This is a genomic window from Vibrio sp. (assembly GCF_038138445.1).
In the GTDB taxonomy this organism is placed as follows: Bacteria; Pseudomonadota; Gammaproteobacteria; order Enterobacterales; family Vibrionaceae; genus Vibrio.
This window is the reverse complement of the sequence record NZ_JAYQDQ010000103.1, coordinates 1-12,823: the sequence shown is the minus strand read 5'-3', so window position 1 is coordinate 12,823 and position 12,823 is coordinate 1. Positions and strand designations below refer to the sequence as shown.

Annotated in this window: 10 protein-coding genes; 2 read left to right on the top strand and 8 right to left on the bottom strand. The window is 39.6% G+C overall.

Annotation, left to right across the window (positions count from 1 at the left end):
- The first annotated feature begins 132 nt into the window (after window positions 1-132).
- On the top strand, window positions 133-2,256 hold the full coding sequence (locus tag AAFM34_RS18385) for a site-specific integrase (RefSeq protein WP_341665347.1): 2,124 nt from the start codon (window positions 133-135) through the stop codon (window positions 2,254-2,256).
- Between the two features lie 119 nt (window positions 2,257-2,375).
- Here AAFM34_RS18385 and AAFM34_RS18380 read toward each other — a convergent pair whose 3' ends face one another.
- From AAFM34_RS18380 to AAFM34_RS18370, 3 genes are all read right to left on the bottom strand, one after another.
- On the bottom strand, window positions 2,376-3,098 hold the full coding sequence (locus AAFM34_RS18380; protein WP_171354590.1) for a hypothetical protein: 723 nt from the start codon (window positions 3,096-3,098) through the stop codon (window positions 2,376-2,378).
- Window positions 3,099-3,103: 5 nt separating this feature from the next.
- A complete protein-coding gene (locus tag AAFM34_RS18375) occupies window positions 3,104-3,568 on the bottom strand; it encodes a type II toxin-antitoxin system antitoxin SocA domain-containing protein (RefSeq protein ID WP_341665343.1) in 465 nt (154 codons plus the stop codon).
- Between the two features lie 179 nt (window positions 3,569-3,747).
- Complete coding sequence (locus AAFM34_RS18370; protein WP_341665342.1) at window positions 3,748-4,152, bottom strand: hypothetical protein; 405 nt, start codon at window positions 4,150-4,152, stop codon at window positions 3,748-3,750.
- 361 nt (window positions 4,153-4,513) lie between these two features.
- Here AAFM34_RS18370 and AAFM34_RS18365 point away from each other — a divergent pair, with 361 nt between their 5' ends.
- Window positions 4,514-5,929: a hypothetical protein gene (locus AAFM34_RS18365; RefSeq protein ID WP_341665340.1), complete on the top strand. Its 1,416-nt coding sequence runs from the start codon at window positions 4,514-4,516 to the stop codon at window positions 5,927-5,929.
- 57 nt (window positions 5,930-5,986) lie between these two features.
- Here the strand turns inward: AAFM34_RS18365 and AAFM34_RS18360 are convergent, their stop codons facing one another.
- The 5 genes from AAFM34_RS18360 to AAFM34_RS18340 all read right to left on the bottom strand — a co-directional run bounded on the left by AAFM34_RS18360 (window position 5,987) and on the right by AAFM34_RS18340 (window position 12,703).
- On the bottom strand, window positions 5,987-6,688 hold the full coding sequence (locus tag AAFM34_RS18360) for a hypothetical protein (protein ID WP_126607139.1): 702 nt from the start codon (window positions 6,686-6,688) through the stop codon (window positions 5,987-5,989).
- A 538-nt stretch (window positions 6,689-7,226) separates the two neighbouring features.
- Window positions 7,227-8,135: a restriction endonuclease gene (locus AAFM34_RS18355; protein ID WP_341665336.1), complete on the bottom strand. Its 909-nt coding sequence runs from the start codon at window positions 8,133-8,135 to the stop codon at window positions 7,227-7,229.
- Between the two features lie 10 nt (window positions 8,136-8,145).
- Window positions 8,146-11,388, bottom strand: a complete 3,243-nt coding sequence (locus AAFM34_RS18350; RefSeq protein WP_341665334.1) for an HsdR family type I site-specific deoxyribonuclease — start codon at window positions 11,386-11,388, stop codon at window positions 8,146-8,148.
- 3 nt (window positions 11,389-11,391) lie between these two features.
- Window positions 11,392-12,576, bottom strand: a complete 1,185-nt coding sequence (locus AAFM34_RS18345; RefSeq protein WP_341665332.1) for a hypothetical protein — start codon at window positions 12,574-12,576, stop codon at window positions 11,392-11,394.
- Complete coding sequence (locus AAFM34_RS18340; RefSeq protein ID WP_341665330.1) at window positions 12,560-12,703, bottom strand: hypothetical protein; 144 nt, start codon at window positions 12,701-12,703, stop codon at window positions 12,560-12,562. The genes AAFM34_RS18345 and AAFM34_RS18340 overlap by 17 nt, the downstream gene beginning before the upstream one ends.
- Window positions 12,704-12,823 lie beyond the last annotated feature (120 nt).

Genomic DNA, 12,823 nt, shown 5'->3' with positions numbered 1-12,823 from the left:
CCAGCTCCACCAATTGGAAATAAAAATGGCTTGTGAATCAATGATTTACAAGCCATTTTTGTATCTACTTTCCATTCATTTTCCACTATTCAAGGTCAATTTATCAGGTGAGCCACATAGGTGAGCCACACAATGACCACAAATAATTTCCTCTACCTCAACAGATTTCATACCTTTTACTTTCGCCAGCGCACCCCGTTAGATATTCTAAGCGTCATACCCAGCGCCAAAAAAGAACTCAAAATCAGCTTAAAAACCAAATGCCGAACCACAGCAATGATCGCTGCTCGTGAGCATAAGGTGATGTTTGATTGTCTATTTACTGAGATCAGGGAGAGTGTAGCGAGAATGGCAAGTATGAGAGAAACCTTTCAAGAACTCGATGAAAGCACGCAAAGAGAATTAATGCTCAAGCAGCGAGCCACCGAAGCGATTAACGACCAACAATTTACTCAACAATTGTTTTTCTTGTTGGAGCGTAAAAACCGCATTAAAACCGTCTTTAAAAATATTGACCAGCTTCAAGATTATTCATTAGCTGATATGGATTTAAGCAGCATAGATAAAATCAATCGCTTCATTGCGATCATAGATTTGCTTTCATCGCCAACACTTGCAGACCCACAACCGTATATTGACCAACTTAACATTAAACCAAGAGCCAAGACCTCTGGTAATGATGATTCGTCCTATAAATCAGTGGGAATTGCTCGAATGGTGGTTAAGCGCAATAAACCTAAACCGCCACCAGAAACCCCAACCCAACTGACCAAACAATCAAAAGCCAGTCGAAATAGTGCCAATGACACTATCGTAGGGTTGATTGATACAGAGATAAAAACGGGTCAATCCCCTACTCTGCGTTCCAATACCGCCAGCAATACCACTGACGATATTATCTTAGAAGGTATTACCCTCGACAATGAGCAAGACACGCATAACTTTGTGAAACTGCTATCGCTGTTAGAGAAAGGCGAAAATGTGCCACTGCAAGAGTTTGAAGCGTTTTCCAAGCCTGTGATTGTGCCAAAGACAATGCTCAAGGTATCAGAGCTGTTTCAGAAGTTTTATGACGAGCAAAACGCTGAATGGAAGAGTCATAAAACCCATACTACCAACCTTGCGTTCTACGATACCTTTGTCGAGATTATTGGTGATGTGTTTGTCGATGAACTGAGTTTTGAGCACGCCAACCAATACATCGACACGCTGCGAAAACTCCCGCCAAACCGTAAGAAACTTAAAGCCTTCAAAGATAAATCCATTGAAGAGCTGATCGCAATGCAAGGCACGTTCGAGCCAATGAGTGCGTCTAACGTAAACAAAAACCTAGAGCGACTGAAAAGCGTGTTTTTGTGGGCGGTGCAGCGTAGATATATGACGGTGAATATTCTCGATAAGATGCGAGTCAAAAACCGTGCTCAGAAAGTTCAAGCGAAAAAGCAGCGTGAACGTTTTACACAAGATGAACTCATCACCATTTTCAATTCCGACAAGTATCAAAACGGTAAGCACAATCGCACTTTTGAGTATTGGTTGCCACTGCTTGGTTTGTATATGGGCGCACGCTTAGGGGAATTGTCTCAACTTAGACTGCAAGATGTGTATCGAGAAGATGGAACGTGGTTGGTGGATTTTAATGAAGATGAAGATAAAACGCTGAAAACCATTAACAGCATTCGCAAAGTACCCGTGCATAAAACCTTGGTGCGTTTAGGCTTTATTCGATATGTCGAGCACCTAAAAGCCCTGTATAAAGCCGACAAGCTTCATACTAACCTCATTTTTCCAGATTTAATTAAAGGGCGTGATGGTTACGGGCATAACACCGCTAAGTCGTTTGACCGCTACCTCAAAGCTTTGGACATTAAAGCGGATGGTAAATCATTCCACAGCCTACGCCATACCTTCGCTGATGAACGTAAACAGGCCGATGAAAACCCTGCAATGACCGCAGAGCTGATGGGACACGAGATTGATAATGAAACATTAGGGCGATACGGCAAAGAGTATAAAATCACACTCAAAAAGGCGCAGATTGACCATTATGCACCACTGACAGAAGCACAAATAAAAAAAATCCTCCCATTCAAATTATGGAAGGAGTTTGCGCTTGGTAGCACAATGTCAAAATCAGTCAATGCCGTGGTAGATATGAAAAAGAGCATTACCAGCAACAAGCACTTACACAAAGCACTCGCAGAACCTCTTGGGATCAAACCACCCGTTGAAGTACCTAGAAAAACGAAAGTTTAAGTATCTAGGGCTAGAAAGTGAAAAACCCCAGTCAAAGACTGGGGTTTCTCTCCGATAAACGGTTGCTTATGTAGTGGCTTGAATCAGTGGTCATCTACAAGCTTGTCGTTTATTCTCAACTAATCCGATAAAAATAACAAGCCTGCTTCAAAAATCTCTTTTTCATCACGAGCTTTATCGGCTTTAATTAACGCATCTACCTCAGAAATTTGAGAATCATCAAGAAAGTGCATCACCACATTAGTGTATGCCTTATCAGCTGATAACTGCACAAGTTGTTCTTGATAACCACAGTCGTGCGCTGAACAATAACTCCCACTTTTTAGCCCATCAATTGAAGCCAATAGAGCGGAATAATCACAAGACAATGGACTGCACGAGTCTACTTTATATCCATAACTTTTAGATGGCTGAATGTTGTGCAAAGGGTCGAGTAATAAAATATTGAAAACACTATTCTCATCCCAAAAACCCACAACTCTCCCCAAAGACTGAGAGATCTGAAACTGAACAATGGGGTATTCATCTTCATTATCTCGATAGTCTGAAGCTAACCAATCTAAGTCTTTACGTTGAATGGGGATATTCTGTTGATTCCAGTTAATGTTATGGTAGCGCCAAGCAACCTTCTCAGAGCCAGAAGAAACAAAGTTCCTAACTTCTTTATCTGATAAATCTTTTAGCTTTTCAATTAAAGAAACAAACCAAGAGGGGTTTGATTTATCTAAACCAAAATACTCAATTTGCTTCCAATACCGAAAAGAAAACGTCCACTTACGTTCACCGACATCAACTAAGACAGGAGTGTTAGTTGATGGAGTGTGTTCTAGAACTGGCTTCATTTGAATTAAGATAGGCGGCTTTTGTAGTACTTTGTAATTACTTCATTATCAAGCACATTTTCGCAACGCTGGCTTGGGCGATAGCCTTTTCTTGCTTCAATCCAAGGTAGCTCTCGGTGGGTCATTTCTTCGAGTTGAGCACCAGAAAACTTACCGTAAGACTCTAATACAGTGTCAATGTGTCCTGATACGCTTGCAACTGATTCCAACTGAAAATCTTCAGAGCGATTTTCTATTGAAATATCAGAGTAAAGAGATTTCGTTGAGGAAAATCTATCATATAACTCTCGACTTACAGGACCGTGAATCCAAGCCTGAAAATCAGAGTCAACGAGCTTTTCACCCTTAAAAGCCAAGTGCCAAGCATCACAGTAGTAAGCAAGCTTCTGAAGTTTCAGATTACTAAGGCTTTCCCCACCTTCACTAAGTTTAGTGATGATGTAGTCAGCTAAATCATTAATTTTTATCATAAATTTATCCTGCTAACTTGAGTGAGAATTGAGGGCGCAGATTATACACAAAATTACACTAAAAATGAATGCACAAGCTAGTTATTTAAACATTACTCTGAATAACCTAAATGTCCACTCATTCCTAGCTAAACACGCATAATGTTCACAAAATCTATCAACAACACATCTATGCTGTTTTACAAACGTTTTTTCTTGATTGTTGTTGAACCACTTTGCTGAATCTTTAGAACCAGTGCGCTTTCAAATTTATCCGCTTTTTCGGGGGCGTACTTTCTTAGCTCACTAATCAGAGCTTTTAAAATGTCGTAAGTGCCTAACAGCTCTGTTTGAGTAGTCGAAGTCTCAGCGACTAACTGATTCAATGCGTCCTCTCTTCCCTCTATTCGGCTGATCAGCTTTTCAGACGGTGCAGAACCGCTTTTGATTAAATCATCACGCAGAACTATGTCTTTGCGTAGCTTGTTGCTCATAAGCTCTTTAAGCTGACCTTTGATGAAATCAGAGTTCGCCAACTCTTGTGTTTTTTTCAGCTCATTTTTTGCTGCGGATTCCAATCGGCTTTCTTGTTTCTTTCCACTCATAATTTTCTCCTATCCATACTTATTGAACTACCACAAAAACAAGCAATGACAATAGATTAGTAGTAAAAAGATCATCAGTACCCTAATGCTAATAACAAAAGTGGTAGACAATTTTATGGCTAAAAGATGAACCCGTTTTAACAATAAAATCGCCATAACTAAAGATAAAAACCGCAATCTATTCAGCACCTTAACCGCTTAAAATTTGCAAATCTTGATATCTGTGGACTACTAAAAGTAAGCATTAATACAACCAGCTTGTATCTATACCCACTTTCTCTGCTCTACGTTTGAGTAAAGTTTGTATAGATGCTGGTCAACTTTTGAAAAGTTGAGTAAATAAAAAGGAGAAAAAACAGCAGTGAAGCAGATAAGATTATTATGCCGTACCGCACATACATACGGCTTCCACAAGAACAAAACAGGATTTGATCAGCATAACTTTAGATTGGATGAATTAGCGCCAGAAGAGCGTAATTACAGCCCAGAACTAAGCCCTAACAATGTGATATATCGACAAGGTGAGCCTGTCGAACCTTCACAATTGACCGACCTATTAGCAGAGATCGAAGCCGACCAACACAACAAACTCAAGCAGGTCAAAGGCGGAATGTCTGACAAATATGTTGGAGAGCTAAACCTTGCTCGTTCTAAGAGCAAGTCCAAACTAAAAAAGTGGGTGGAGAATACTTCAAATCCGCTAGAAAGGGACTTTTTCAATGAGCTACTGGCAAAGGTGGGAATTGATAAAATTCACGCTAAGACAGAGCTTAAAAGGCTGTCTAGCTTTGGCAAGATCAAACGCTACAACAACAAGAAAAAAACCATTCACAAGTTAGAAGAGTGCAATAAACTCCTAACAGTCAACGACAATGGCTCTATGTCATTGAAAGTCATATCTTCAGAAAAAATTTTTAAAATTCCTGATAAGCACGGTATTAGCATCTCCGCTGAAGATTGGAACAAGTTAATCGAGCTATTCCACAACAAATTTTACAGTGACTATGATGCTTATTACACCGCAGTCCATCTAGACGAAAAAGCAGAAAATCCACACGCTCACCATCGTTTGAGTGGTTATAACAACACAACTAGACGGTTTGACTTACCTGATCACGAGTTAAACTTAGTACGTAAACTGTATAACAAGCCTGATCTCTTTAGTGGTAAAAAGTGGAGTAAGTTAAGCCCTGACGAAGTAGAGCAGTTCGGCCAACTTTATCAAAACATTATGTTTAAATACTGTAATACCCAATTACAAAAACTGGGCTACAACATCAATGCAGTGAAACGCACACCGCAAGAAGTAAAACAAGACGCACACGAATATTCAAACCTCAAGATTAGGCATCGAGTTCATAACGGAGTCAATCAACTCAATGACGATAAAACCGAGCTAATAGAAGCGGTAAGCGACCTTAAACATCAAGAGCAACGCTGGAAAGATAAAGCCATTCAGGAGCGAAAAACGGCTATCAACTGGAACAAAAAAGCCAAGCAGCAAAAGGCACTATTACAACGTACTAAAGCGAATCTGTCTCAGTGGTTTGAAGAAAAATTTGAGCAATGGTTTAACGGCTTATTGACGTTCAAAAAATCCAACCTTAACCGAGATTTGATCCAGCCTGTCGAGCTTCATCTGTCCCTTAGTCAAGAACGTGAAGACGCTGGAAAAATCTTAATGGATGAGGTTGAACTAGCTCTACAACAAGATCAGCTTAGACGTTATAAAAAGGAGTTTGATAGACAAGAGGCAAAGAACCGATATAAAAATTAATCTGTCACTTGGACGAAAAATCACAGCAAAGCCACAAGACCAAACACACTAAACTATCTATGTCCTCTTACCCGGTTTTCTCTTATTCATCTTCTCACTTTGAAATTGACCGTCTTTCAGACGATAGATGGAAAAATCGTAATCCCCTTCTCTACGAGGCGCAGAAATTTGAGGTGGATGCTGATAATCAAAATCTTTAACGATACCAACTGTACGGATTTTGTTCTTGATTGAACGAATCTGCTCTTTTCGAGCTTGATTAGTAGATACGCCTAGAAAATCGACTAAGAAGTAAAAATTAGCTCTATATGGGTAATACGCCAACGTTTGAATATGCAGTTTGATAGATGAGACTTGCTTGTATGACATAAGCGCACTTAGCCCCACATTTACCGCTTTTGGATCTAGCATTTCTTTTGCTTGGAGGTTTAGGAACTGGCGACTAAAAGTGACGTTGATACGGTCATCATCACAGGAAATTTTGGCAATAAAGGGATGGTGAATATTTATAACAGCTTGCTCGATTTTACTCTTTGAAAGCTTCACCCAACCAAATAGAGACTCTTCTGATTTAAAATCTTTAAGGAAGATTTCAACGTGATTAACGATATCGTCTTTCATTCCAGCTTGAGCAAGAAAGGACAACACCAATTTCATTTGAAATGGGGTTAAATTTTCAGGGTAAAGTGCGGATTGAGCGTCAGAGTTGTTGACCACACAATCACGAGGTAATCTTAAAAAAAGGTTGTTTGATAGCATATTTTTTCTCCTTGGTTGATTATGCTATCTCGTGAGAAAAAATATAATTTATGGTTAAGCTATTGATAAAAAGTAAAAATATGCTAACAATGATTATATCTCGCTGCATCGAGATTTTCCGAAACTAAAGAACTTTTGCCGAGTTCTTTTTTCGTTCTTCAGTCAGTAAACCTCAAAAAAAACAAATTGCAAGAGCAAAACCCTTATTACACACACCTTCCTAGTTATACACACCAAAGATTATTACACACACCAATACGCTCTATTGCTCCCCCCTAATTGTTCACCCCCTTACATCTGAGGTAATTCAATAATGGAATGATAATAAAATCTTTCTTTAATATAACCAAAGTGCATAGAAAGGTGTTTTGAGCTAACTTTTAGGATTAGCCCATCCATTAGCTACAACAATGCTAAATCAGGCTAAAAACGCCATTTAAAGAGCCACTATCGCTATATGAGCATAAGGCTGATGAATCAGAGATTCACAGAAATGAAAAATCAGAGATTTTTCTGCCTCTGAGTGAAAATTATTGAGTTATGCGTCTTGCATCAAGTCCCAAAACTCACTGTCTAACTTTTTAATTTCAATGACCTTTTCAACTTGCATTCCCAAGTTAAAATCATAAATGTATTGAGCGAGTTGCTGACCATCGATCAAAACCAGTGCGGTAGTGCCATTCAAATTATTAGCGTACTCTTGAGCACCTTTCGTATAAGATGAAGTGGTAATGAAAATCCCTTTGTTCGATTGAGCGACAGCTAATGCACCAACAAACTTCTGAATCTCGTCTCGACCAACCGTATTACCAATATCATAACGTTTTGCTTGGATGTGGATTCGCCCTAACCCCAGCAAATCTTCTTTGATAATCCCGTCAATTCCACCATCGTTAGAGGCTTGAGTCACTTCACCAGCGTTTTTAACTTGTCCACCATAGCCCATCCGCTCAAGCAGAGACACGACAAGGTGTTCAAACTCTCGTGGTGATTTTCTCAGAACCGTCTCTAAAATCTCATCGTAGATGGATTTTTTAATTTCATCGAATGATTCAGAAAAGAGCTGAAGTGGCGTTTTATCTTCCGCTTCAATATCAGCCGATTCATCTACCGTTAAAGGCTTTGATTTTCTCTTTGTATGAGCTTTATAGAGGTATGTTTGAGCGTCTTCTCGTTGCAATACCAATCGACCAGCATCATTGATTTGATACACACCACGCTTAGGCTTATCTATATACCCTGCTAAATTTAAAAAGCTCATCGCCCACGAGATCCGATCTAAAAAAACGGGACCATTACCAGAATCATACATTTGCTCAATCTCTTCATCAGAGAGTTGGAAATGTTGCGCCAACGGTTTAACCAGTTCTTTGAGTTTTTTCACTTCACTATCAAGTAAGTGAGTTAAAACTACAAATCGAATCTCATTGTGCTTAGGGATTGTCATAATTCTTTACCTATGCCGCATTGCGCTTAAAGTTCTCTGCCTGCTCAAAAATCTCTTTATACACTTCATCACGATCAATCGGTGGGTAGCCCCACTCATCGAGCAAAATGATCAGGTCAAAGTGCAATTCAGCTTTGATATCGTCTCGCTTGTTCCAATCGGTGTATTTGGCTTTATCATCAATGACCTTCTTCACCTCTTTAGATAGGTCAAGCAGCTTCTCTTCGGGATAGGTAAAGTCATACTTGTGAGCCAGAGAGATGAGAATGTCGTAAAAGGCTTTTTCTTCAAAATCTATCCCCATTTCACCAAACGAAGCCATCTCAGCACGTAGTTCATTGTAAAGATTGATAATTTCATCAGAAAAATCATTAATGACTTCCGAGCGAAGTACATCCTTTTCATCACGCTCATTGTACTTTTCAACCAACATATTCATTTTCTTGGTGAAATCGACACCTTTCACTTTATTGGTCTTTTTAAACTCACCAATCGCTTTGGCAAGCATTTGCTGAAGCAGTTGAAGTTTGGTGTTTGGCTGTTTCACCATCTCCAACTTGGTAAGATAATCATCATCAAAAATATCAATCTCACCACCGTCTTTCTCACCCAGTTTAAAGATCTCTTCAACACCATCACTCATTAGTGCGTCTTTGACCAAATCACGCACCTTACGGTTCATTTGATCAACATCTGGCGCACCACCCGTAGTGATCTTAAATACGATGGTTCGAACGGCTAGATAATAGTGAATCTTGTCCTTATGCTCTTTGGTCAGGTCACTGCTACCCACACAAATGTCATAAGCTGATTTAAGGCGTTTGGTCAAATCCATAAACGTCTTTTCAAACTTCTTGGTTCTAAGTGCAAAATCAGCCGAAGCATTTAAGCAATGTAACTGCTCTAGTGGCGTACCATTGAAGTAGGGCTTAGAGTCGAACTTATGGAACAGCCCATCCAACAAGCTCAGGTGATCCTTAACGATAATGACCGACTGATTAATGTCTTCTAGATTCTGATCTTGCCCTGCTGTGTATTGAGAAAGTGCAAGGTTCATCTGTTTTTTTATGCCGATGTAATCGACAACCAGACCATTCTCTTTACCTTCAAATTTACGGTTTACTCTCGAAATGGTTTGGATCAGATTATGCTTTTGCAAAGGCTTATCAATGTAGATGGTATCGAGGAACGGCACATCAAAGCCCGTTAACCACATATCAACCACAATAGCGATTTTGAAGTTCGATTTACCATTTTTAAACTGACGATCCAGCTCTTTACGGTACTCTTTGTTACCGAGTTTGTTCCACAAAGCTTTATCATCGTCTTTATTACGAGTCATAATCATCTTGACTCGCTCCATCGGCTTAACTTTCTTCTTATCACTTTCTGATAAGGTTGCACCGTCCTCACAGACTTTTACTTCATCCCACTCAGGGCGAAGCTCAAGCAATTCTTTGTAGAACTGATAAGCGATTTCACGACTGCTACAAACAAACATTGCTTTGCCTTTTTGAGTCGTGCCTTCTTCAACACGATTCTCATAATGCTCAACAAAATCTCTCGCTATGGCTTTGATACGATCTGGGTCGCCTAGTATGGTAGACATACTCGCCATAGCCGTTTTGCTTTTATCTATTTGATATTCGTTTGTTCCAGCGTCTTCACACTCTTTATAGTATTTTTCGACTTCATCAAGCTGGCGACCATCAAGTAGCACTTTTGCTGCTCGGCCTTCATACACAATACGAACAGTAATTTCATCGTAAACCGATTCTGTCATTGTGTAGCTATCTACAACCGCACCAAAAACATCCAGTGTTGCGTCAATCGGTGTGCCAGTAAAACCGACATAAGTAGCGTTTGGTAAAGAGTCGTGAAGGTACTTAGCAAAGCCGTAAGTCTTTTTCACTCCGTCTTCAGTAACGGTAATTTTCTGTTCTAAATTGGTTTGACTGCGGTGCGCTTCATCCGAGATACAAATGACGTTGGTTCGCTCCGTCAACAGCTTCAAATCTTCAGTAAATTTATGGATGGTCGTCAGGAATACACCACCACTTTTACGCCCTTTTAGGTGTTCACGAAGTTCAGCACGGCTCTCAACGCTAATGATGTTTTGATCGCCCACGTAACCTTTTGCATTAGTGAATTGACCTGAAAGCTGATCATCTAGGTCAGTACGATCAGTGATGAGAATAATAGTTGGGCTGCCCAACTCGACATCTTTCATCAATAGACGAGATAAGAACAACATTGTGTAGCTTTTACCACAACCAGTCGCACCGAAATACGTACCACCCTTACCATCACCGCTCACCAACTTTCCGTGCTCATCAAAGCACTTCATATGCTGTTTGATATTGGCAAAAAGCTTTGTTGCTGCGTAATACTGAGGATAACGACAAACAATCTTCTCTTGTTTACTTGAGGTGTCAGGTAAGTAGATAAAGTGACGTATCACTTCAGTGAGTCGTTTCTTGTTAAACAAGCCGCTGATCATTGTAAACAATGAATCAATACCATCTTTGTCTAGCTTCTCTTCACCCGTAATTTTACGCCAAGAGTAAAAGAACTCGTATGGGGCAAAGTACGACCCCATTTTGCTGTTCACACCATCGCTAATCACGCATAGAGCGTTGTATTTGAATAGCTCAGGGATATCTCGATCATAACGAGTGGTTAGCTGTTTATACGCATCATAGATAGTCGCTTCTTCACGAATGGCACTCTTAAATTCAAACACCACAAGAGGTAAGCCATTGATGTAAAGAATCCCGTCAGGAATACGCAGCTCATAGCCTTGTATCTCCATTTGGTTAACGATGCGATAGATATTGCCGTCTTGCTTTGGTAAGTAACTCAAACTCGATTCTGCTACTTTTAGCTGGTCACTAGCCTCTGATTCAAGAGCAGCAACAACACTCTCAAAGTTAATAAGCTGAATGTATAAATCTTTCTGGCTTGCATCTTCACGCTTGAGCAAAAAGCCATCAGAGACAAACTTCATTATGGCTTTGTTGGTATCGTAGAGATCTGAAGCAGGAAGATACTCAAGCTTATGGATAATTTGCTCTATCTCATAATCTGTAATACCTTCCGCTTGATAACGTCTGGCTAGAAATTCACGAAGATCAGACTTAATCAGCACATCTTCAGGTGCTCGCTCAATCGCTTCACCACGAGTATGTGGGTAGCCTTCTTTCCCTAGCAGTTCAATAATGGCTTGCTCTAGCCTTTCTTCTGTGAATTTCATTTATTAAGCCTTAGACATTTTTGTATTCAGCAGTGTCAACATTTTGTTAAGCACTTTTTTTTCTTCTTTTTTTTCTTTAATCAACTCAAGTAAGACCTTGATATAATTATCAAAAACACCAATGGTAACTAATGTTGGAATAACGCAAAAGTCATCGTGTACATCGTTTCTGTTCAGTGTAGGAACTGCCGAGCCTGTTGAATATTCACTTAAATTTAAATTACTCAAAAAGAAATAAGTGTAGATGGGCGTAAACGCTTTAAAATTTTTCACCCAAAGTGTTGTATTTAGTGGCCAGAAATCCTCTTCGATAAAAAACACATTTCCTAATGTCCCACTACGACCAGTGACAACTCCTGGAGCAGTAACCTTGGCAGTATCGTGAACCTCAGTTCCACCATTCGCTGAAACAATTGGGACTGAACCAAATTTTCGGCTTTGTCTAGGTAAATCAAATCCCCTTTGGAGTTCAAATGCATTTATCATTCTTTCTGACTTCCAAATTGAAGGTTTAAACTCACCGACTTCTTCACAATACGTCATTTCACCACCTGAAGACTTGTAAGGCTTCCCTTTTAGTTCAGGCTTACCAATGGATTCTGCGTATTCTTTTGAGATCGGGAACTCAAAATCGATAAACCACTGTTTGTAAATAGCTTGAGCGGTCTCTTCTAGCTTTTTAGTTAGTTGCTCGTTAAGTGCAATACGTCCATTCACCACATTGTATTCACGCACGATTTCACGCTGTTTCTCGATAGATGGAACAGGTAGTTCCATATCGCAAAAGTCATCCCACTCTAAACTACCTCGAACGCCACCAACAGCAAGAAAACAAGCGTGTCTATCAAACTCAGCACGAGACATCCACATCATCAAATATTCAGGATCTAATGACTCTGAATCAATCACCTCAAAGACAGGGTATGCCTGAGAAATAATGGCTGTATCAAAATTAGTTTGTAGAGCCACTGGGATTTTTTTATCTCGCCTTACTTGCATTAAGCTACAAGCAAATTGCCCTTTATTGATGATTTTGTAGTTAGCCATATTTGTCCCAACAGTATTGGCAACTGAAGGGATAAATTCTTTGGAAATCGACAAACCTAACAGTGTATCAACTGCTAGGTCTTTGTTTCGTACATCAACAAGCCTGATGTAATCTCCAATTCGTTTATAGTTCGATGTCATAACCAAGCTCTTTAAATACAGATAGAAGTTCAACTTTTGATTTCTGCTCTGCTTTGAGCAAATCTCTCATTTCTGTCTGGATGGAAGTCATTTTCTGGTCGAAATCAACCTGTTCATCTTTATTCACAAACTCTATGTATTTGCTTGGTACAAGTGAATAATCTTTAGCTTTAATCTCATCTTTAGATGCACAGTACTGAGGAATCCCCTGATAATTTAGATAAAAATCATCAAGTTAAGGTAGATG